Annotated in this window: 19 protein-coding genes; 6 read left to right on the top strand and 13 right to left on the bottom strand. The window is 71.4% G+C overall.

Annotated features, from left to right (window positions below; genetic code table 11):
* Nucleotides 1–2: 2 nt before the first annotated feature.
* Genes VT50_RS03255 through VT50_RS03220 form a run of 8 tightly spaced genes read right to left on the bottom strand, consistent with a single transcriptional unit; the run spans nt 3 to nt 7210 of the window.
* Nucleotides 3–641: a TenA family protein gene (locus tag VT50_RS03255; RefSeq protein WP_046089823.1), complete on the bottom strand. Its 639-nt coding sequence runs from the start codon at nt 639–641 to the stop codon at nt 3–5.
* Nucleotides 638–1384 carry a glutamine amidotransferase gene (locus VT50_RS03250; RefSeq protein ID WP_046089822.1) on the bottom strand — a complete coding sequence of 249 codons (747 nt, stop codon included), beginning with the start codon at nt 1382–1384 and terminating at the stop codon, nt 638–640. The genes VT50_RS03255 and VT50_RS03250 overlap by 4 nt, the downstream gene beginning before the upstream one ends.
* Before the next feature lie 45 nt (nt 1385–1429).
* Nucleotides 1430–2485, bottom strand: coding sequence for a phosphotriesterase family protein (locus tag VT50_RS03245; RefSeq protein ID WP_046089821.1), 1056 nt, complete (start codon nt 2483–2485; stop codon nt 1430–1432).
* On the bottom strand, nt 2482–3504 hold the full coding sequence (locus VT50_RS03240; RefSeq protein WP_053048803.1) for an ABC transporter permease: 1023 nt from the start codon (nt 3502–3504) through the stop codon (nt 2482–2484). Before VT50_RS03240 ends, VT50_RS03245 begins: the two co-directional genes overlap by 4 nt.
* Nucleotide 3505: 1 nt before the next feature.
* Nucleotides 3506–4291 (bottom strand): ATP-binding cassette domain-containing protein, encoded by a 786-nt coding sequence (locus VT50_RS03235; protein ID WP_046089820.1) that lies wholly within the window; start codon nt 4289–4291, stop codon nt 3506–3508.
* Nucleotides 4291–5301 carry a substrate-binding domain-containing protein gene (locus VT50_RS03230; RefSeq protein ID WP_046089819.1) on the bottom strand — a complete coding sequence of 337 codons (1011 nt, stop codon included), beginning with the start codon at nt 5299–5301 and terminating at the stop codon, nt 4291–4293. Before VT50_RS03230 ends, VT50_RS03235 begins: the two co-directional genes overlap by 1 nt.
* Nucleotides 5286–6329 carry a carbohydrate kinase family protein gene (locus VT50_RS03225; RefSeq protein WP_063893278.1) on the bottom strand — a complete coding sequence of 348 codons (1044 nt, stop codon included), beginning with the start codon at nt 6327–6329 and terminating at the stop codon, nt 5286–5288. The genes VT50_RS03230 and VT50_RS03225 overlap by 16 nt, the downstream gene beginning before the upstream one ends.
* Entirely contained in the window at nt 6326–7210 is an 885-nt protein-coding gene (locus VT50_RS03220; RefSeq protein WP_046089818.1) for a BtpA family protein, read from the bottom strand. Before VT50_RS03220 ends, VT50_RS03225 begins: the two co-directional genes overlap by 4 nt.
* Before the next feature lie 166 nt (nt 7211–7376).
* On the opposite strand from VT50_RS03220, the gene VT50_RS03215 reads away from it, so the two are divergent.
* Together VT50_RS03215 and VT50_RS03210 are read left to right on the top strand one after the other, a co-directional pair.
* Entirely contained in the window at nt 7377–8483 is a 1107-nt protein-coding gene (locus VT50_RS03215) for a LacI family DNA-binding transcriptional regulator (RefSeq protein ID WP_063893277.1), read from the top strand.
* On the top strand, nt 8476–9582 hold the full coding sequence (locus VT50_RS03210) for a M20 family metallopeptidase (protein ID WP_046089817.1): 1107 nt from the start codon (nt 8476–8478) through the stop codon (nt 9580–9582). Before VT50_RS03215 ends, VT50_RS03210 begins: the two co-directional genes overlap by 8 nt.
* Nucleotides 9583–9629: 47 nt before the next feature.
* On the opposite strand, the gene VT50_RS03205 is transcribed toward VT50_RS03210, so the two are convergent.
* The 4 genes from VT50_RS03205 to VT50_RS03190 form a co-directional block, all read right to left on the bottom strand.
* Nucleotides 9630–11465, bottom strand: coding sequence for a hydroxysqualene dehydroxylase (locus VT50_RS03205; RefSeq protein WP_046089816.1), 1836 nt, complete (start codon nt 11463–11465; stop codon nt 9630–9632).
* Between the two features lie 129 nt (nt 11466–11594).
* Nucleotides 11595–14951 (bottom strand): molybdopterin-dependent oxidoreductase, encoded by a 3357-nt coding sequence (locus VT50_RS03200; protein WP_078840964.1) that lies wholly within the window; start codon nt 14949–14951, stop codon nt 11595–11597.
* A 155-nt stretch (nt 14952–15106) separates the two neighbouring features.
* Nucleotides 15107–15676, bottom strand: a complete 570-nt coding sequence (locus tag VT50_RS03195) for a hypothetical protein (protein ID WP_046089814.1) — start codon at nt 15674–15676, stop codon at nt 15107–15109.
* 90 nt (nt 15677–15766) lie between these two features.
* Nucleotides 15767–16222: a winged helix-turn-helix transcriptional regulator gene (locus VT50_RS03190; RefSeq protein ID WP_046089813.1), complete on the bottom strand. Its 456-nt coding sequence runs from the start codon at nt 16220–16222 to the stop codon at nt 15767–15769.
* Nucleotides 16223–16340: 118 nt separating this feature from the next.
* Here VT50_RS03190 and VT50_RS03185 point away from each other — a divergent pair, with 118 nt between their 5' ends.
* The 4 genes from VT50_RS03185 (at nt 16341) to VT50_RS03170 (ending at nt 20044) form a co-directional block, all read left to right on the top strand.
* Nucleotides 16341–17621, top strand: coding sequence for an MFS transporter (locus VT50_RS03185; RefSeq protein ID WP_078840963.1), 1281 nt, complete (start codon nt 16341–16343; stop codon nt 17619–17621).
* A 168-nt stretch (nt 17622–17789) separates the two neighbouring features.
* Complete coding sequence (locus VT50_RS03180) at nt 17790–18551, top strand: ABC transporter permease (protein WP_046089812.1); 762 nt, start codon at nt 17790–17792, stop codon at nt 18549–18551.
* Nucleotides 18552–18607: 56 nt separating this feature from the next.
* Complete coding sequence (locus VT50_RS03175) at nt 18608–19000, top strand: SgcJ/EcaC family oxidoreductase (protein ID WP_078840962.1); 393 nt, start codon at nt 18608–18610, stop codon at nt 18998–19000.
* A 450-nt stretch (nt 19001–19450) separates the two neighbouring features.
* Nucleotides 19451–20044, top strand: coding sequence for a DinB family protein (locus VT50_RS03170; RefSeq protein ID WP_046089881.1), 594 nt, complete (start codon nt 19451–19453; stop codon nt 20042–20044).
* Between the two features lie 612 nt (nt 20045–20656).
* Here the strand turns inward: VT50_RS03170 and VT50_RS03160 are convergent.
* Complete coding sequence (locus VT50_RS03160) at nt 20657–21517, bottom strand: ornithine cyclodeaminase family protein (protein WP_046089810.1); 861 nt, start codon at nt 21515–21517, stop codon at nt 20657–20659.
* Between the last annotated feature and the right edge of the window lie 133 nt (nt 21518–21650).

Raw genomic sequence — 21650 nt, 5'->3', positions numbered from 1 at the left:
CGTCACCCCGCCTCCCCTCCGAACACCGCCTCGTGGAACGAGATTTCCGCCTCCAGCATGCCCGTGAACCAGCGGGCCAGCCGCTCCTGGGGGATGTCCTCCGGCAGGGCGTCGACCTCCGCCGCGAGAGCCCGTACCCCGTCCCGGAACGCCGGGTCGGCGTGGAGCGCCACCCAGGCGCTGATCGCGCCCTCGGGGACGTGGCCGCGCTCGTGCGCCCGGGTGCACCAGGTGAGGTACAGGCTCTCCGCGGCGAACAGCAGGGTCATCACCGCCGGGTAACCTCCTTCCCGCGCCACGCCGAGCGCGTACCGCGACAGCACCTCGGCCCGCCGGGCGGCGTCCGGGCGGGCGGGGACCGGCCAGGCGGCGCGGGCCTCGCGGAAGTAGTCCGCCTGGGTGGTGGTCAGCGCGTGCACCGCACGGGCGTTGCGCTCCAGCGCCGTCCGGCCGGGGGCGTCCCATACGGCCAGTCCGTGCAGCCGGGTGGCCGTCTCCACGAACGCGGCCTCGATCTCCAGGTAGTCGGCGTAGTCGGGGTCGCTGATCGTGCCTGCCGTGACCTCGGTGACGAAGCGCATGCCCAGCGCCCGTTGCATGACCGGGTCGGCGTCCTCCAGGAGCCGCTTCGACCGGCTCACCGGGAGAGCCATTCGACGAGGCCGCCGAAGACCCGGGCATAGCCGTCCCACTGCTCGCAGAACGCCGCGGGCGCCCAGTGCGGGGAGCAGTCGGAGGTGAAGACCGCCGACCGTCCCGCGCCGTATGCGGCCACCGCCACCAGGGGGTCGCCGCCCAGCGTGGCCAGGACCTCGGCGCCCGCACGTGGCCGGACGCGGTTGTAGCCGAGCAGCGGCGGCCATGTGCCGGTCACCCCGCCGAGGGCGGGATGGCCGGTACCGACGGCCGACGGACGGCCGCCCGCGGGGAGTTCGACGCGGTCGTCCTCGGGCAGCAGCTCGACCGGCAGCACCTCGTGCAGCGCGGTGTTGCGGTAGGCGGCCTTGCCCTCGAAGCCGGTGAAGGAGAGATAGCCGCCGACCATCAGCAGCCCGCCGCCGTCGCCGACCCATCCGCGCAGTGCGCCGATCCGGTCCGCCCCCGGCGTGCCGCGCTCGAACACCTCGGGGGAGAGCTGGAGGGAGTTCGCCCCGATGTCGGAGAGGATGACGACGTCGTAGGCGGCGAGCGCGTCGGCATCGCCGGGGAACTGCCCGGGTACGAGATGCGCGGGCAGGTGGGTGACCTCGTGCCCGCGGCCCTCCAGCGCCTGGCGCAGCGGCTCGACTCCGGTCACATAGGTACTGGTGGTGAACGAATCGACCCCCTTGATGTGTGTGGACTGGGAGATCCAGCTCTCACCGGCTATCAGGACGCGGCTCACGGGGTGCTCCTTCGAACGGGAAGTGGTGGAAACGGTGGGACGTCGTCAGCTCGCGGCGGCGCGCTCGAACAGCCGGGCCGGATTCGTGTGCAGCAGGCCCTCGGCGGTCCCCCGGGGCACGCCGTGCTCGACGAGCCGGGAGAGGAACAGCTCCGGCACATAGCGGAAACCGTTGCCGCCGTACGCGGTGAGCATGCTCTTGAGGAACACGTCGTGGCTGAGCAACAGCCGGTCGCCGTGTCCGCGGGCGATGAGCCCGGCGATCGCGTGCGCGGTCTCATGGGGGGCCGGGGACTGCCCCTCGCCGGGGTAGCGGAACGGCATGCCGATCATGTCGAACTCCAGCCAGACGCCGCGGTCGGCCACCGACCGCTGATAGTCAGGGTCGGCGTGCGAGGGGTCCATATGGCACAGCACCACGGCGGCCGGTGCCACCCCGTACTCTCCCAGCACCAGGTCGAGGACCTCATGGGCGCGGCGCTGCCAGCCGGGCAGATGGACATAGAGCGGCACACCGGTCTCGCGCTGGCTGCGCGCGGCGGCGCGCAAAGCGGTGTGCTCACCCTCGGTGAACCGCGGCGAGACCCCGATCTCGCCGATGACGCCCGGCCGGATCCCGGTGCCTTCGGCGCCCTCGGTGAACTCGGCCAGCAGCGCTGCCGCGAGCGGGCGCTCGTCCGCGGGGGACAGCGGCCGGGGATGGTACGGCTCCAGGTACCAGCCGCTGCCCATGACCACACGTATGCCGCTGTCTTCGGAGAACGCGCGCAGCGCCGCCGGGTCGCGTCCCAGACCGCCCGGGGTGACGTCGACGATCGTGCCGCCCCCGGCGGCGGCGAACGCGCGCAGATCGGCCAGCATCCCTTCGGTGTCGTCGAGCACACAGTGGTCCAGGCAGGCGTACGGCTGCTCGCGCAGCAGCCAGGCCAGTTCGGGCGTGGTACGGGCGTCCCGCAATGGACTGAGCCGGGGGTCGGCCGGGGCGGTGACGGCCTTACGGACGTCGTTGCGCAGATGCTCATGGGTGAGGGTGAGGCCGAGCCCGCCGCTGGGCACGGGCCCGGTCACCGTGGTCACGGTGCGGGAGGAGGGGCCGCTCATGAGCGGCCCGTCAGATGGGCGAACAGATCGGCCATCGCCCGGCCCCGCAGATTGAGCCAGATCGCGGCGAGCAGCACAAGACCGGTGACGATGGGGGTGAGGAACGGGCTCACGCCCAGCAGATTGAGGCCGTTGGCGATGACCCCGGTGATCAGGGCGCCGATGACGGTGCCGAGCACGGTGCCCCGGCCGCCGAACAGATTGGTGCCGCCGAGCACCACCGCGGCGATCACGGTGAGTTCGAAGCCCTGTCCGGAGTTGGCGGAGCCGGAGCCCAGCCTGGCCGCGGTGAGCAGCCCGGCGATACCGGCGGCCACACCGGTCAGCATCAGGGTGATCATCTTGATCCTGGCGGTGTTCACCCCCGCTCGCCGTACCGACTCCTCCTGGGACCCGATGCCGTTGACGTAGGAGCCGAACGGCAGCTTCGACAGCAGCACCGCTCCGACGGCGACCGTGGCCAGGGCGATCCAGGCCAGTGCCGACAGCCCGAGGAAGGAGGCGTCGCCGAGCTTGGCGACGAAGAGCCGGGCGTCGATGGGGACGGAGAACCCCTTGGTCCACAGCTGTGCCAGACCGCGGACGACCGACATGGTGGCGAGGGTGACGATGAACGGGGGGATCCTCTGATAGGCCGACAGCCACCCGTTGACGGCACCCCAGAAGAGCCCGGCGAGCAGCGCCACCACGATCACCACGGAGGAGTCCCAGCCGGCCTGCAGCATCTCGGCGGTACAGGTGGCGGTGAACGCGAGGATCGATCCCACGGACAGGTCGATCTGCCCGGTGCTGATCACGAAGGTCATGGCGACGGCCACGATCAGGGTGATCGCCACCTGGGTGGCCAGATTGGACAGGTTGGTGAAGGTCAGGAAGTTGGGGGCGGCGATACCGAAGCCGAGGAAGAGCGCGGCGCCCACGCCGAGCATGGCCAGGGTGGCCTTGTTGGCACGCTGCCAGCGGCTCGGGGGCCGGCCCAGTACGGCGGTGGTGGTGCGCATCGCGGTGTCGGCGCTCATATCAGGCCACCTCCTCGGAGCCGGGCGTGCCGGGGGTGCCGGACCCGTCGTTCGTGGCGCCGGATCGGGTGATCATGGCGACGAGCCGTTCGATGTCGAGATCGGAGATCGGGGCGTCCTCGACGCTGCGCCCCTCGTACATCACGGTGATCCGGTCGCAGACCTCGAACAGGTCCTGCAGCCGGTGGGTGATCAGGATGACGCCGACGCCCTGGGCGGCGACATCGCGGATCATCTTCAGCACCTGCCGGACCTCGGCGACGGCGAGGGCGGCGGTGGGTTCGTCCAGGATCAGCACGCGCGGGCGGAAGGACACCGCACGGGCGATCGCCACGGCCTGCCGCTGCCCTCCGGACAACTCGCCGATCTCCTGGTAGGTGGACTTCACCCGGACGTGCAGTTCGGAGAGGGTTTCGGCCGCTTGGGTGTGCATCGTCGCGCGGTCGATGAAGGGGCCTCTGCGCGGCTCACGGCCGAGGAACAGATTGCTGGCCACATCGAGGGTGTCGCACAGCGCCAGGTCTTGATAGACGATGCCGACCCGCTCGCGGCGGGCGTCGGCGGGGCTGGTGAAGCGGACGTCGCGGCCGTCGATGGAGATCTGCCCGCTGTCGTGCTGGACCGCACCGGCCAGGACCTTCATCAGGGTCGACTTCCCGGCGCCGTTGTCGCCGACCAGGCCGAGCACCTCACCCGGGGCCAGGGTCAGGTCGACGCCGCGCAGCGAGCGGACGGCGCCGAACGATTTGGTGATTCCTCGCAGGGAGACCAGAGCGCTCTCGCCCATCACTTCTCCAGGTAGTAGAGGTAGTCCTTGACGTTGTCCGGGGTCACCAGCTGGGTGGGAACGGGTACCTGCCGGCGGGTGGTGCGGCCGCAGGCCAGGTCGATCGCGGAGTTCATGGCCTCGTAGCCGAACCGGAAGGTGTTCTGCTGCAGCACACCGGTGATCCAGCCGGCCCGCAGCCCGTCGACGGCCTGGCTGGACAGGTCCCATCCGACGACCTTGAGGTCCTTGGTGCGGTGTTGGCTGACCACGGCGGCGGCCAGGCCGATCAGGGCGGGTTCGCCGGTGGCGTAGGCGTACTTCAGACCGGGGTCGCGGGTGAGCAGGTTCTCGGCGGCGGTCTGGGCGTTCTCCTGGATGTTGCGGCCGTCGACCACGTTCTGGATCTTCATGCCCTTGGCGGTGACGGCATCGGCGAACCCCTTCTGCCGCTCGTTCTGGATGGTGCTGTTGAGCGCGCCGACGACGCCGATCCCACCGCGGTTCCCGGCCGTCTTCAGCAGGGCCTCGCCGATCCGCCGGCCGCCTTCCGCGTTGCCGACGCCGACCTGGGTGGAGACCGCGGGGTCGTCGACGGTGGCGTCCACGGCCACGACCGGCACGCCCGCCGCCTTGGCCCGGCGGATGGCGGGCTTGATGCCCTCGGTGTCGACGGCGTCCACGATGATGGCGTCGTAGTGGTTGGCCACCAGGTCGTCGATCGCGTTGGACTGGGTGGCGGAGTCGTCGTTGCCGTTGACGATCTGGGTCTTCACCCCGGCCTTGCGGGCCACGGTCCGGGCGCCGGAGTTGATCTGGTTGAAGAACAGCGCCTGGAGGTTGATGGGCACGATGCCGATCTTCGGAGCGTGGCCGCGGACGGTACAGGAGCGGGCGACCTCCGCGGGCGGCGGCGGGCCCTGCTCGGAGGCCTTCTTCTCGGCCGCGATCTCACGGCGGGCCTGGGTGTCGCAGCCGACGGTCGTCAGCAGCAGGCCCAGCGCGACCACGGCGGTCACTTTCTGGCGCATCTGCTCTCCTTGTCCTCCTGGGGGCGGGTCGGCTCGAGGGCTCCGGGCTGTGGGGTTGCGGGATCCGGAGTTCCGGGACCCCGGGTTTCGGTCTCCGTGGCTTCGGCCTCCGGGGCCCCGGACGTGGGATGGGCCGCGAGCCAGGAGTCGATGGCCCGCCGGTCGGGCAGCCCGTCACGGGCGCCGGGCCGGGTACAGGACAGTCCCGCGGCGACGGCGGCGAAGCGCGCCGCCTCCAGCGCGGACCGGCCCCGGTCGAGTTCGGCGCAGTACGCACCGGTGAAGCAGTCCCCGGCGCCGGTGGCGTCGACCGTGTCCACCTCGATCGCCCTGCCGTCGTGGCGTTCACCGGCCGGGGTCAGCAGGGTCCAGCCCCGCGCACCGTCGGTCACGACCAGATGGACGTCGTGCTCGGCGGCGGCCCGGGCCAGGGCGGCCTCCCCGCCCAGCAGCGCGACGGCCAGCGGCCGGCCGACGACGGCGTGATCGGCCGCGGACAGCGCGGCGCGCAGTGCCTCCGCCCGGTCGCAGCCGTCGAGGTCCACCACCAGGCCCGGTCCCGGCACCCCGGGCGGGGCGTCCGCGGCGGCCTCGGCCAGCGCGGCGGCGGCCCCGGGGAAGCGGTAGCCGTCGAGGTAGAGCCAGTCCGCCCCGGCCTCGCACGCGGCCCGTACCGTACGGGTGATGTGCCGGGCGTCCAACTCGTCGTCCTGGCTGATGACGGCGCGTTCGCCGTCCGGGGTGAGCAGTACGACGGCGGTGGTGAGGGTGCCGGTGCGGGCGGTCCAGTCGGTGCGGACCCCGTCGGCGGCGAGCGCGGCGAGGAACGCCGTGCTCCGCGGCTCCGGTCCGACCACACCGGCGAACCACGCGTCGGCGCCCGTCCGGGCCGCGGCCGCCGAGGCGTTGGCGGCCATCCCGCCGTGGCCGTGGCGGATGGCGGTCGCCTGCACGCGGTCACCGGGCGCGGGCAGCACCGGCACACCGACGGTCAGGTCGATGTTGGCGTACCCGCAGAAGACGATCACGGGAGCTCCACTCCGGCCTTGGCCGCCGCGGTGGTCAGCTCGCGGACCTTCGCCCGGTCGACCCGGCCCCACCAGCGGCCGTTGTCCTTCACCGAGGACGCGACGATCACCCCGTCGCAGGCGGGCAGCAGGCCGCCGATGTTGCCCGCGGTGATACCGGAGCCGATCACCACCGGCAGGGTGGTGTGGGCGGAGATGCCCTCGACCTCCTCCAGCGAGGCGGCGTCCCCGGTCCGGGAGCCGGTGGCGATCAGCACATCGGCGCCGAAGAACTCGGCGTCCTCGGTCTGTTCGGCCAGTGTGCGGTCGGCGACGATGGCGTGCGAACCGTGCTTGACGTGCACATCGGCGAAGACCTTGACCGGACCGGCACCGATCCGGCTGCGATAGCGGCTGGCGTGCGCCGACTGGCCCTCGATGATGCCTTCGTTGGCGACATAGGCATTGGCCCACTGGTTGACCCGTACGAAGCCGCCGCCGCCGGACCAGGCGGATGCGATGGCGCACTCGGCGGCGTTGGACAGCACGCTGACCCCGAGCCTGCCACCGGCCCCCGCCAGCACGGCGTGCCGCACCCGGTCGGTCACCACGGCCATCGCCGCCGATGTCTCATAACCGTGTTCGCCCGGTTTGAGGAACGGGATGTCCCAGTGGTTCTCCACGATCAGCCCGTGGCAGCCGCCCTCCAGATAGGCCCGCGCCTCCTCGGCCGCGAAGGCGCAGATCTCGTCCAGCGGGGCGCCCTCGTAATGCGGACTCCCGGGCAGCGGCGGCAGGTGCACCACGCCGATGACGACCTTCGGGGTGCCGAACAGCTCCTTGACCGCGTTCGGCCTGGACGGGAACACCCCGAGGCCGCTCGTGCTCCCGGATGTCGTCATCGCGCCACCTCAATGCAATCGATTACAGCTGAGTTGCGGAGGACGGTAGGCAGGGGTCAGCTGCCGTGTCAAGGCTCTATGCTGATCCAACGCATGAGGTCACATCGGTGTTGGAGCCATGTGATCGCCATGTGACCGCCATGTTTCCCGGCAGGAAGGTAATCGATTGCAACGGGTCACGATCGCTCAGGTAGCCGAGCGGGCCGGTGTCTCCACCGCAACCGTGTCGCGGGTGCTCTCCCGCCGGGGCCAGGTCTCGGCCGCGGTCGAGCGCAAGGTCCGCCGCGCCGCCGACGACCTGGGCTACCAGGTCAATGTCATCGCCAGGGCACTGCGCAACAGCCGCACCGACACCGTGGGGATGGTCGTGCCCAGCATCACCAACCCGTTCTTCACCTCCCTGGTGGAGAGCGTGGAACACGCCCTGGGCAAGGAGGGCAAGGAGCTGTTCCTGTGCGACGCGCGCTCCGACCCGCGGATCGAGGCGCGTCGGCTGGCCTCGCTCGCCGCGCGCAACGTCGACGGCATCATCGTCAGCCCGAGCCACGGCGTCGACAGCCGACCGGCCGTGCAGCAGACCGCGGACCGGCTGCCGCTCGTCCAGCTCGACCGGTTCGTCGACGGCACCACCACCGACTGGGTGGGCGTCGATGACGTGGCCGCGATGCGGCAGGTCATGGACCACCTCCACGACGGCGGGGCGCGGTCGGCGGCGTTCATCGGCTCGCTGATGACCCACTCCTCCACGGAGCAGCGGTTCGCCGGGTTCCGGCGGCGCGCCGAGGAGCTGAACATCGAGGTGAAGCCCGACCAGGTGCTGCTCGGGGACTACAGCGTGGAGTGGGGCGAGACCGCCGTGGCCCGGCTGATCGCGGAGGACGCCCTGCCGGACGCGCTCGTCTGCGCCGATGACCTGATCGCGCTCGGGGCCACCCGCGCCTGCCGGGCCCGCGGTTTCGCGGTGCCCCGGCAGGTGCAGGTGACCGGCTACGACGACATCGAGTTCTCCCGGCTCGCCGAACCCGCCCTGACCACGGTCCATCAGCCCCGCGACCGGATCGCCGCGGAGGCGGTACGGCTGCTGGCCGCGGCGAGCCTGGCCAAGGACGCCGAACGCGGTCCGCACGCCCGTATCTCCCTCGTGCCCACCCTGGTGGTGCGCGACAGCACTCGGGCCGCGCAAGCGCCCCGGACCCCATATGACGGCGACTCACCACGACCCCAGGAGGCCCCGACGGATGACGCGCGACCCCAGGAGGACCCCGATGGATGACGCCGACACCTGGCGCGGTGCGACGGACCTCGCCCGGCGGCTGGTGCGGACCGACACCCGGGGCGGCCGGGAGGCCCCGGCCGCCGCACTGGTGGCGGACCGGCTGGACGGCGCCGGGTTCGACGTCCGGGTCGAGGAGCCGGTGCCCGGCCGGGCCAATGTCATCGCCCGGTTCGGGCCCGCGGCACCACGGGTGCCGGTCACCTTCACCGGACACCTGGACACCGTGCCCGCCGACCCGTCGGACTGGTCGTTCGATCCGATGGGCGGGGAGCTGCGCGACGGCCGGCTGCTCGGCCGCGGCAGCAGCGATATGAAAGCGGGCGTGGCCTGCCAGGTCGAGGCGGCGGTCCGGGCCGCCAGGGAAAGCCCGCGGGACACCGCCGTACAGCTGGTCTTCACCTTCGGCGAGGAGACCGGCTGCCACGGGGCCGAGGAGATCGACGCGGCGTCGCTCACCCCCACCGACCTGCTCATCGTGGCCGAGCCGACCGGCAACCGGACCGTACTCGGCCACAAGGGCGTGCTGTGGCTCGCCGCGACGGCCCGTGGGGTCTCCGCGCACGGCTCCCGCCCGGAGCTCGGCCGCAACGCGATCGCCGCACTCGCCGCCGCGGCGACCAGGATCCACGGGCACGAAGACTGGCCGGTGAGCCCGACCCACGGCCCGGCCACGGTCAACATCGGCACCTTCCACGCGGGCGAGCAGCCCAACCTGGTGCCTGACCGCGCAGAGATGCGGCTGGACGTGCGCACCGTTCCCGGCTTCGGACGGGACGAGGCCATCGCGGAGATCGCCCGGCTGTGCGGCGACGGCATCGCCCTCGAACCGCTGCTTGACCTGCCCGGCGTCGCCACCGACCCGTCGGCCGCCGCCACCGCCCGGGAGCTCCTGGCCCCCGGCTCCTCGGCCCGCCCGGCCGAGTACGCGACCTACTTCACCGACGCCTCGGTGCTGACCGGCCGCCTCGGCGATCCGGCGGTGGTGGTGTACGGACCGGGCGATCCGGACCAGGCCCATGTCACCGACGAATCCTGCTCGCTGGCCGCCATGGCCGAGTCCGCGGAGGCGATGCACCGGCTGCTGCGGGGCTGGTAGCCCGCCGAGCGCGGTGCCGCCCCGGGCCCAATGCTCGGTGTCGGTTGCTACCCCAGGTCGAAGGTGTTGGGGAGCCCCAGCCGGTAGCGCACCTCATCGACCCGCTTGAGGGGCTCCATCTCCGGCGGCCGGAACAACTCCCAGATGTGACACCGCTCGGCGTCCGAATCCTCCGCGTCCAGGAGCGCGTTGACGGCGCGGCGCGCGGATTCGTTGGCGCCCTCCATGGTCGCCAGGTCCACGTCCGTACGGACGTAGTCGCCCGCGAGGAAGAGGTTCGGCACCGCCGTCCTCGCCGACGGGCGGTGGTAGAGGGTGCCGGTGGGATGGATGAGGAGCTGTTCGCGGTTCTGCGGATCGGGGCCGCCGAGGCCCGTCACCGCCGGGTCCATGAACCATCCCAGACGGTCCTCGTCCCGGAGCGTCGTCTTGCCGGAGTCGTTCAGCCCGTCCTTCAGCTGGGCCCACAGTTCGGCGACGATCTCGTCTTTGGTGCACTCACGGGCCGTCCTGCCGTACAGGACGCCGGGCTTGTCCCACTCGGAGATGATCGCGGACAGGCACTCGTTGGCCTGCCCGTCTCCGTAGTCGCGCGAGAAGTCCCGTACGTCCCAGAACTGCGTCTGGCCGATTCCGGTGACCGCCCAGGGGGAGTCGAGGCAGTTGATGTGGCCGTGCACAACGGGGGTGGGCGTGCGCAGGTAGAACATCACGCCGGTCATCCAGTCCGTCTTCAGCGCATCGCACCGCCCGAGCTGCGGGTCGGCGGCGCGCAGGGCCGGGCCCCAGGTCATGCGCGCGTGTTCGACCGGGAGGGCGGAGACGTAGTGGTCGGCGGTGATGGTGCGCTGCCGGCCGCCGTCGCGCGCGGCCACCCGTACGCCGGTCACCCGGCCGCCGTCGTACACCACCTCCCGGACCTCGGTGCCGAGCACGAACTCGACGCCCAGGGAGCGCAGATACCTCTCCCAGGGGTCGATCCACGCCTCGCTGGTCGGGGCGTTCAGCACCCGGTCGATGTCGGCGTCGCCGTCCATCCCGCGGCCGAGCAGGCCCCACAGGAGCAGGGCCTCGATGATGACGCGGCCGACGGTGCGGGTGGAGGCGATCTCGGCGCGGGTGGCGACGAGGTTGCGGGTCTGGCCGATGCCGAGGAGCACCTGGTACTCGCGGCTCATCTCGCCGGCCCGGATGAAGTCCCACCATGCCACCTTCTCCCACTGGCCCTCGCGGCGGGCGTCGCAGCTGGTGAGGTGGACCAGGAGGCGGTCGGCGAAGTAGACGGCCTCGTTGGCGGGCAGGTGAGTGGCGAGGTCCAGTACCGACAGGATCTGGTCGCGGATCCAGGACGGGGTGAGGTCACCTGGGGCGGGCGGCGTGGTGGCCCGGCGGAGTGGGAAGTGCAGGTCCGGGCGGCCCGAGGCGTGTGCGAACAACGCCTCCGTACCGCTGCGGAGGTTGCCGTGGACGCCGTTCGCGTTGCCGGGGAAGGGGATACGGCGCATGGTGTCCGGCAGATTCCGGTAGAAGCCGGGGAAGAAGCGGAAGCCGTGCTCGCCGGGGAGCGGCTTGCGGCCGCCCGTTCCGGTCCCGGGGACGTCCATGGAGCGGGCCTTGCCGCCGAGGGCGTCGTAGTACTCGTAGACCGTGACCTCGTAGCCGCGTTCGGCGAGTTCGTGGGCGGCGCTGAGGCCGGAGACACCGCCGCCGAGGACGGCGACGCGCTTGCCGGGGGCGGCCGCGGCCGTGCTGCTGCCGGTTACCAACGCACCGAACGTTCCCCCGCCGACGACTCCGGCGACGGCGCCTCCCGTCGCCGTCAGGAAGCGTCTGCGGCTGTGATCGTCGTGCCCCTGGGGCTGCTGGGCGTTGTCCATTGCCATGGACACCGGAGGGTAGAGAGGGGCTTGGGAAGCGGGAAGCCCTACGCCCCGTCACCCACAGCATCCTCACAAACGCAGGGAGGCACGATGCCGAGCTGGCCGGGTGACGGACCTCTTGGCCGAGTACTCCTAGACGTCGAGCACGATGTCCGTGACCGGCGTCGCCTGGCAGGTCAGGACGTGATCGCCGGGCAGGTCGTCGGGCGGGGCCACCAGGTGGGCGACCTCACCGTTCAGGACGGTGACGGCGCAGCTCTCGCACTGGCCCAGGCGGCATCCACTCGGCATCGTCAGGCCCGCCTTCTCGCCGAGTTCGAGCAGCGTACCGTCTGCCCGGGTCCAGGTCAGTTCGCGGTCCGAGCGGACGAAGCGTACGGTCGCGCTGGCATCCGCCGGGATGTCGACGTTTCGCACAGCGGGCTGGAATCGCTCGGCGAAGATGTCGAACTTCGGGACTCCGCGAGCCGTCAGCCCGGCGGTCACGGCGTCGATCATCGCCTGGGGACCGCAGAGGTAGAAGCGGGCGCGTCGGCGGATCAGCTCCTCGTCGATGTGCTCGGCGGCGACTCGGCCGAAGGCCGAGTAGTGCACGCCGATCACGTCCCCGGTATCCGGGCGGCTGTAGTGGTCGATCACGGTCAGCCGCGGGACGGCCCTGTCGAGCTTCCGCAACCGGTCCGCGAAGGGGTGGGTCCTGCGGTTGCGGTTGCCGTAGTGCAGGACCACTTCGGGGACCGAGCCTCCGGCGGACGCCAGTGTCTCGAGGTAGCTGAGGAAGGGGGTGATACCGACACCGGCCGCGAGCAGCACCACCGGTTGGTCGTGGTCGACCGGGATCGCGAACAGGCCGGACGGCGCGGTCATCAACACCCGGGTTCCGGCGGTGAAGTCGCGGTGCACGGTCGGGGAGAACGTGCCGCCGTCGATCCGCCGGACCGCGAGCCGATACGTTCCGAGCCCGTCGCTCCGCGCCGCGCCGGTCAGCGAGTACGCCCGGGTGGTGCCAGGGGCGCCGGACTCGGCGAGGGTGATGTGCTGGCCGGGCCGGAACTCCGGCAGCGGGCCGCCGCCGACCGGGCGGAGCAGCAGCTCCCGGATGTCTTCGGTCACGTCGTCGGCCGACTCCACGACGAACTCGCGCTGCCCGGACCATGTTTCGGTCGGTATCCGGCGGACGTCACAGGGTGTGGAGCGCAGCGGTACCGAGCCGCTGATCGGGTCGTGCGAGGTGTCGTCGATGAGCAGGTTGTAGTTGCGTTCGCCGTCGGCCAGCGGGTCCGATCCGGGTAGTGCGAGGTCGGGAGCGCTCTGCCACCACCCGTACTCGGCGACCACCGTATCGGGGTGCAGGCCGGGGTCGATCCGGGCACGCATCCGCACGGCGGCGTTGCGCGTCGTGATCTCCACCAGGTCACCCTCGGTGATGTCCCGGTCCGCGGCGGCCCGTTCGCCGATGTCGACGAGGGGTTCGGGGGAGCGCTTGCGCAGTGACGACAGCCCGCGATGCTGGCTGTGGCAGAAGTAGCCGTTCTTGGCGCAGCTCAGGGTGAGTGGCAAGTCGGGCTCGGTGGGTGGTCCGGCGGATTCGGGCAGCGGGGAGTAGCCGTGGTCGAGCAGCCGCTGTGAGTACAGCTCCACCCGCCGGGTTGGCGTGGCGAATCCGGTGACCTGCCCGTCGGGCGTGGTCTCGGCGTACTTGCGGTACCGCATCGTCAGCGGCACGTCCATGCCGCCGGGGGCCGCGCGGAGCTCGTCCACGGTGAGGCCGATCGGCTCGAGCTGGTGGTTCCACGCCGCCTGGATGTCACCGCCGAAGAAGTCATCTCCGAGCCCCAGGCGGTTGGCGAGGTCGAAGACGATGTCGAGGTCGGAGCGGGACTCGCCGAGCGGGTCGAGCATGCGGGGCCGTAGCTGTACGCGCTGTTGGGCACGGTGCGAGACCTCGAAGCCCGCCCGCAGCCCTTCTCGCTCCCAGGGAGTGTTGGCGGGCAGGAGGATGTCGGCGAACCGCGCTGTGGGGTTCTCGAACAGGTCGATGTGTACGCCGAATTCGAGCCGCCGCAGGGCCTCGGCCGTGCGCACCGGATCGGGCTGGGACAGCAGCAGGTTCCCGCCGAAGGAGACCAGGGCCCGCACCCGGTACGGATCCCCGTCGATGATCGACCTGCACAGGGCCCGTGCGGTGACCCAGCCGGATGCCGGGGGGCCGAGGGGGTGCTCATCGAGGCCCAGTGCCTTCGCCACCTGCTCGGGCGCCGGCGGCAGGGCCATCTTGGTGAGTGATTGCTGCGGCAGGACGACGTTCCCACCGGGTGCGTCGTAGCACCCGGTGAGCGCGTACAGGGTGGCGATGGCGCGTTCGGTCTGTGTCGCGTCGGCGTGCTGGCCGACGCCGGTCCAGGTTGCGTAGCTGACCGAGCGTGCGCCCGCCAGGTCGTCGGCGAACGCGATGAGCGTGTCGGGCTCCACCCCCGTCACCGACGCCGTGCGCTGGAGCGGCCAGGCCGCCACGGCGTCGAGATAGCGCTGGAACGCCGGCCGGCAGGTGATCGTGCCGGTGCGAGTGCGGACCCGGTAGGTGCCGCGCAGAGCGAATCGCCGCGGGGCGGCGGCGGCCCGGGCGGTGTCGTAGGGCTGGGGCCCACGGCCGTGCTCGTCCCACACCACGTGGCCGACACCGCCGGGGGTCAGCTCGTCCGCCCGCAGGAAGTGGCCGTCGTCCTCACGCACCAGCAGCGGTCCGTTGGTCCAGGCACGCAGGAACTCCTGGTCGCCGCCGTGGCGGCGGAGAACCAGGTCGGCCAGTCCGAGTGCCAGGGCGCCGTCGGTGCCGGGCCGTACTCGCAGCCAGTGGTCGGCCTGCGTCGCACCCGCCGAGCGGCGCGGGTCGATGACGGCCAGGCGGGTGCCCCGCGCCCGTGCCTCGGCCAGGGCAGCCGACCGGGCCAGCCAGGTCTTGGCCGGGTTGTGTCCCCACAGCACCGTGAGATCGGTGTTGGCGAAGTCCGGTGTCGGTTGCGCGCTGCCGAAGGTGAAGGCGTGCGCGAAGTCCTTGTGCCAGTTGCAGATCTCGGTCGCGTAGCAGATGTTGGGACTGCCGTAGAGGTGGATGAACCGCTCCACCCAGTCGATGGCGTCGCTCATCGGGGTACCGCTGGGTGAGGTCACCGAAAAGGCGACGGACTCCGGTCCGGTGGTGTCCCGGAACTCCGCCAGCCGGTCGGTGATTTCCGCCATCGCCTCTTCCCAGCTGATCTCCTTCCACCCCGGATCGGGGTCGGTTCGCGGCGTGGTGCGGCGCAGCGGCCGGATCAGCCGGGCCGGGCTGTGCACGAGCTCGGGCGCCGCCCGGCCCTTCGGGCACAGCGCGGTACCCGTGGGGTGGTCCGGGTCCGGACGCACACCGACCATCGCCCCGGATTCGATGGTGTAGATCGCGCCGCAGCGTGACTTGCAGAGGGTGCAGTAGCCACGTGCCTCGGTCATCGTCTCCGTCTCCACGTGGTACGGCGCCCCCTTGGTGATCGCTGCCGACGGTGCGGTGGACCGCGTTCGTCAACGGTAACGAGGGGGTCCGCGGTGGCGTCGTCCGGGTCTGGTGCTGGTCAGCGGGGTCGGGGCCGCATCAGCGGGTCGGAGTCTCAGTCGAGGAGCCTGACGAGGTCATCGACCACGCCTTGGTCGGTGAACTGTGCCAGCCACGTGGCGAACGGCGGGCCGAACGCACACATGGCCGCCTTGCCGATGGCCACTTCCTCGTCCTGGCCGGGCGCGGTCAGACCGAAGTTCCGCTCCAGCCACGTCAGGTACTGCTGGCGCGCGGGGAAGAGCTCGTCGAGGTCCTCGTCCTCGTAGGCGACGTCGCGTGCGACGGGGAGCAGCCGGAGGAGCTCCCGTAGGTTGCGCGCGTGGATCCAGACGTCGCCTTCGTAGCCGAGGAACACGACGGGCAGGTCGGCGAGGTCCGCCCGGTCATCGAGTCGCCACAGCGCGTAGCTCGAGCCGCTGCAGGTGGCGTGGGCGAAGGGGATCAGCTGCTCGAAGAACTCGGCGTGGCTGGGGTTCTTGGGGTCGTCCAGCCAGCCCTTGAGTTCGTTCTTGTCGTCGTAGTCGAGCAGTTCGAAGCCGTCCGCGTAGCTGTGCGTCCCGAACCGGTCGTCGAACTTCCGGAGGAGATTGAGCTCCGGGATGGGCGAGTACGGGTTGTCCATGAAGGCCACCGTGGCGGAGAGGCGGGGTCGTGTGACCGCATCGTATGGCCGACGGTGTGTGCGCGGGACTCGGATGCGGCAACGGCTCTGTTATTCCGCCTGTGGCACCTTCTCCACGACGGTGTCCTGCGGTTCCACCGGCTGCCCGTCCGCCGCCTGGATCCGCACGGGGCGCAAGGGGCGGCCGGTGCGGCGGTCCAGGAGGCGGGAGTGGTTCTCGCCGGGGGAGAAGCACTGGTCCTCGCCCCACTGGCGCAGGGCGACGATCACGGGGAACAGGGCGCGGCCCTTGTCGGTGAGGAGGTATTCGCGGTGGGACCCGCCGTCTGGGGCGGGTTCGCCGCGCAGCACTCCGGCCTGCTCCAGCGCGCGCAGCCGTGCGGCCAGGATGTTCTTGGCGATGCCGAGGCTGCGGTGGAACTCGCCGAAGCGGCGGCTGCCGTCGAAGGCGTCCCGCACGATCAGCAGCGACCACCAGTCCCCGATGGCGTTCACCGTCCGGGCGACGGGACAGGGGTCGGTGTCGAAACGGGTGCGGACGACCATCCGTGCTCCTTGTCCTCCGGTTCCCCGGACCCCTCCAGGGTTGGTTGCAACATGCTACCCCGTCCGGCTACCGTGGCGCGCCGGTAGCAAGATGCAACCGAGTGGGAGGTGTGTCGGTATGGCGGTCGAGCGCTCCGGTGCGGTCGGCGGGGGCGGCGGAACCGGCGGCGGCCAGGCGCCCGCCACGGCGGCGTCCGTGTCGGCGTCCGTGTCGGTGTCCGGGCCGGACGCATCGCCGCCCGCCGGGCTGGTGCCCCTGCTCGCCCTCGCCTGCGGCAGTTCCGTCGCCACGGTCTACTTCGCCCAGCCGCTGCTGGTGACTCTCGGCGAGCGGTTCGCGCTCGGCTCGGGGTTGCTCGGCGTGATCGTGGCCGTGACCCAAGTCGGTTATGCGGTGGGCCTGTTGACGCTGGTGCCGCTCGGTGACCTGCTTGACCGCCGACGGCTGGTCACCGGGCAGCTGGGGCTGCTGGCCCTGGCACTGCTGGTGGCCGGGCTGGCGCCGGATGTGGCGGTGCTGCTCGGTGCGCTTGCCGTGGTGGGGCTGCTCGCCGTTGTCGCCCAGACGATGGTCGCGGCGGCTGCCGCGGCGACCCCGCCCGCCCGGCGGGGCCGTGCGGTGGGGACGGTCACCGCCGGTATCGTCACCGGGATCCTGCTGGCCCGCGCCGCCGCCGGAGTCCTGGCCGACCTCGCCGGCTGGCGGGCGGTCTACCTGGGGTCCGCGGGCGCCACCGCCGTCCTCGCCGCGTCGCTACGGTGTGTGCTGCCGCCGGGCGCGCCGTCCGCCCGGATGCGCGAGGTGTCGTACGGGCGGCTGGTGGCCTCGACCGTCGCCCTGTTCGTCCGCCATCCGCTGCTGCGGATCCGGGGTGCGCTCGCCCTGCTGGTGTTCGCGGCCTTCAGCACGCTGTGGAGCGGCGTGGCGCAGCCCCTGAGCGGTCCGCCGTGGTCGCTGTCGCACACCGCGATCGGGGCGTTCGGGCTCGCCGGGGCGGCCGGGGCCATCGCCGCAGGAGTGGCCGGGCGCTGGAACGACCGGGGGCTCGCCGCGCGCACGACCGGTGTCGGCCTCGCCCTGCTGACGCTCTCCTGGCTCCCGATCGCCCTGACCGGGCAATCGCTGTGGGCACTGGCGATCGGCGCCGTCCTGCTGGACTTCGCCGTGCAGGCCGTCCACGTAACCAACCAGACGTTGATCCACGCCGTGCGGCCCGACGCGGGCAGCAGGATCATCGGCGGCTACATGGTCTTCTACTCGGCGGGCAGCGGCCTCGGCGCCCTCGGCTCCTCCCTGGCCTATGCGACGGCGGGCTGGCCGGCCGTGACCGTTCTCGGCGCGTCATTCAGCCTCGCCGCGCTGCTTGTGTGGGCGACGGCCCGCCGTACGGGGCTGTAGCGCCACGGCCGACGAGAAGTCACCACACCGCACCGTGGACGTCGCGGATGAACCGGCCAACCACGATCCCGACGCACAGGTCTTCGATCAGTGCGACATTGGTCTGGTGGCCGACTGGGGGAACACCGTCCGTGCCCTGACCCGTGCCGTCACTGAGAGGCGGCGCTGATGCTACTGCCCGTCAACGCGACCCTCGGCGTCGTCATGGCGGTACTCCTCGTCTCCGCGGTCGCCATAGCCACCCGGGCGAACTTCGGCGATGCCCGCGGCGCCCGGCGCTATGGCAGGGAGATCGCCATCGCCGGGGCACGCGCCGCGCTGCAACTCGCTGTGGTCTCCCTTGCCGTCGGCGTCGTCGTGCGATTCCTGCCGCTGACGTTCGGCTTCGTCGTCCTGATGCTGTCCGTAGCGGCGTGGACCGCGGGCCACCGCATCACCCCACACCCCAGCTGGCGTTGGGCGGCGGTACCGATCGCGTGTGGTGTGCTTCCCGTTCTCGCCGCGCTGCTGCTGACCGGATTGCTGCCGCCGAAAGGCATCGCCCTGATTCCGGTGGCGGGCATCCTCACCGGCGGTGCGCTCACGGCGACGGTCCTCGCCGGACGACGCTCCCTCGATGAGCTCACCGCCCGCAGGGGTGAGGTGGAGGCAGCCCTGGCCCTGGGTTTCCCGGACCGCGACGCCCGCCTGGAGATCGCCCGCCCCGCGGCCTCCGACGCGCTGATTCCCGGTCTCGACCAGACCCGCACGGTCGGACTGGTCACGCTCCCCGGCGCCTATGTCGGCATGCTGCTCGGCGGATCCTCACCCGTCGAGGCCGGGGCGGTCCAACTGTTCGTCCTCGTCGCACTGCTGGCCGTGGAGTCCATCGCGGTCTGGGCCACGTTGGAACTGGTCGCGCGGAGACGCATCGTGGGGACTCCTTCTTGAGCCACAGGGCTTTGGGCCTTGACTTCAACCCTGCTTTAAGTTCCAGAGTGATCCACATGAATACCGAAACCGCGGACATCAAAGCCATCGAACAGGTCGTTGCCGCCGTCGAGCGCACCCAGCGCGCCAAGGACGCAGAAGGTTTCCTCGCGCTGTTCCGCCCCGATGCCGTCTGGACGACCGCCCACGGCAAGGTCCTCATCGGCCTCGAGGCGATCGCCGACTTCACCCGCACCGTACTGCCCAACGCGAACTGGGACGGTGAGGTCACCTACGAAGCGGTGCACACGCAGTTCCTGCGGCCCGACGTGGCGGCCGTCAAGGTCCGCCAGGTCTACCACTCGGCAGAAGGCGACTCAGAAGGCGCTCCGCTCTACGTCATGACCAAGCAGGATGATGGGAGGTGGCTGCTGCACGCGGGCCAGAACACCGAAGTGCGGGCCGGTTAGGACATCGCCCCGGCGAACCGGTCGAACTGGGACGCCCGGATACCGGTCCACCTCGCCAGCCGGCTCTACGGGATCGACGGTGAGTGCGACCCGTCACGCTGGTTCGTCCCGTGGGAGTGGGACGACCCCGGCGAGGTGGCCGGCCGCGATGTGCTGGCCATCGGCGGGCAGCGGTTCGACGTCGTCTACACCGGCAAGGGCGCCCTGTGCTACCTCCCCGACCTGGACCGCTGGGCGCTCGTCCAGCAGCAGGCCGTCCCCGAGGTGTCGGTGGATGTGCTGGACCGGCTGCCCTGTCCGTACGGGCTGGTGCGCTACGGTGTCGCGCCCGGCCACGAGAAGATCAAGTCACTGCGGAACACCCTGCGCGCGGTCCTGGAGCACCCCGGGTCGACGGCGGCTGGCAAACTCACGCGACGACTGTCGGCGGGTGATGCGAGACTCAGCCCCATGAAGCCCAATGATCCCAAGGACGACCTGCACCGTTATCTCAATGCGGCCCGCGAAGCCATCATCTGGAAGGTGGATGGACTGTCCGAGTACGACATCCGCCGCCCCCTGACGCCGACAGGCACCAACCTTCTCGGCCTGGTCAAGCACCTCGCCAGCGTTGAGCTCGGATACTTCGGCCCGACCTTCGGCCGCCCGCACAACGAATCCCTCCCCTGGGACGAGGAGGACGCCGAGCCCAACTCGGACATGTGGGCCACCACCGATGAGTCACGCGAGGATGTTCTCGGCCTCTACCACCGCGCCCGGACGCACGCGGACGCGACGATCGCGGCGCTGCCGCTCGACGCGATGGGCCACGTCCCCTGGTGGGGCGACGGCGGAGACGTGACGCTTCAGCGGATCATGCTGCACATGACGGCCGAGACGAACCGCCACGCGGGCCACGTCGACATCGTCCGCGAGCTGATCGACGGCAAGGTCGGCCTGCGGGCGGACAACACCAACATGGATGGCGGCGACCAGGCGTGGTACCGGGATTACTGGAACCGGCTGGAGACGTCCGCGAAGGAGGCTCAGGCCATGCGGAGCTGAGGTCGTCCGGCGGACCGTGGCAGCTCGTGTCCCTCCCGTGCACCGCGAGCGCACACCGCACCCCGTTCCCTTGTGGCCGTTCGAACGATGTTCGATAATGGAGCCGTGCCGGAAGGGCGGACACCCCCGTGCTCGACCCGACTCCTCACCCCGGACACCTGGGAAGACTTCGCGGCCCTGGTGGAGCGGCACAACGGGGTGTGGGGCGGTTGCGCCCTCCCGCGGAGCTCCCCACCATCAAGAACCACGCCGCCTACGGCAGGGAGCTCGATCACCTCCCCGACTGGCGGATCGGCTGTATCTGAACCGCCTCCCGGCGCCGCGGGCAGGGGGTCGCCCGCGCCGCGGTCGCCGCGGCGCTGGAGGCGATCGCGGCGGCGGGCGGGGGAACGGTCGAGGCCTACCCGGAGCAGTCCGAGGGGCGGCCCGCGCAGCGCGGGGCCTACTTCCACACGGGGCCGGAGGGGCTGTACGCGGGCTTCGGCTTCGCCCGCCAACGTAAGATCGCCAAATGGCGGTGGGTCATGCGCCTCACCGTGCCCACCGGCCATCCCCAGGAGTGACAGCCCCAAGGAGTGACAGCCCGCCCCATGGTCCCGCCGGGAGGTCCGCTCATGTCCCGGCCGCCTCGTAGTGGGCCGCGGCGAGCACCAGGTCTTCCCAGGCCATCCCCACGCTCTTGAAGAAGCGCGGTCGGTCCGGGGCGATCTCGTGCCTGCCCGACACGACATCGGCCAGGCCCACCAGCTCGCCGGGATCCACGGCGCCCGACTGGATCGCCTGGACCACATCGCCGGCCTCGCGAAGTGCGGCCGAGACCGCTTCGACGATCACTGTGGAGCGGGCGACCGCCGTTTCGTCCACCTCTCGGGCGTCGGGCTCGTGCGAGCCGACGGCCACGACGGTCGCCGAAGCCGGCAGCAGGGCGCCGTCGAACAACGGGGTGCGTGCCGTGGTGCAGCACGCGACGATGTCCGCGTCCGCGATGTCGTCCGCGGTGCCTGCCCGCGCCCCGACCTCGGCCGCGAAAGCGCGGGTGCGGTCGGCGTTCCGGCCGATGACGACGACGTCCCGGATCGGCCGGATGCAGCTCAGGGCCTCCAGATGGGACCGGGCCTGCGGCCCTGTTCCGAACAGGACAAGCCGGCTCGCGTCCGGCCCGGCCAGTGCGTCGGCGGCCACCGCCGACACGGCCGCGGTGCGTACGGAGGTGAGGGCGATCCCGTCCAGCAGGGCCAGCGGTGTGAGGGTTTCGCCGTCCAGGAGCAGATAGTTGCCCTGAATGCGGGGGAGGCCACGGGCCGCGTTGCCCGGTGCCGCGGTCACCACCTTCACTCCGGCGTAACTGCCCCAGTGCGCGGGCATGAGCAGGAGCTGGCCCTGTGGCACCGGGACGACGGAGCGCGGCGACCCCGCCTCCGGGTTCAGCCCGTCGAGCAGGCTCTTGCGCAGGACGTCGATGGCGGCCGCCATGGGCGGGGCGCCTTCCAGAACGGGAATCACAGGTAGAAGCCCTCCGGGAACGGATCCTCCGGGTCGAGGAAGAACTGAAGTGGTTCCGGTCAACCACGCACCACCAGCGATCGTAGTGATGACCGCCGGGGGC

Source organism: Streptomyces antioxidans (assembly GCF_000968685.2).
Lineage (GTDB): Bacteria > Actinomycetota > Actinomycetes > Streptomycetales > Streptomycetaceae > Streptomyces > Streptomyces antioxidans.
Note: the sequence above shows the minus strand (reverse complement) of the source record. Positions and strands in the feature narration are given on the sequence as shown.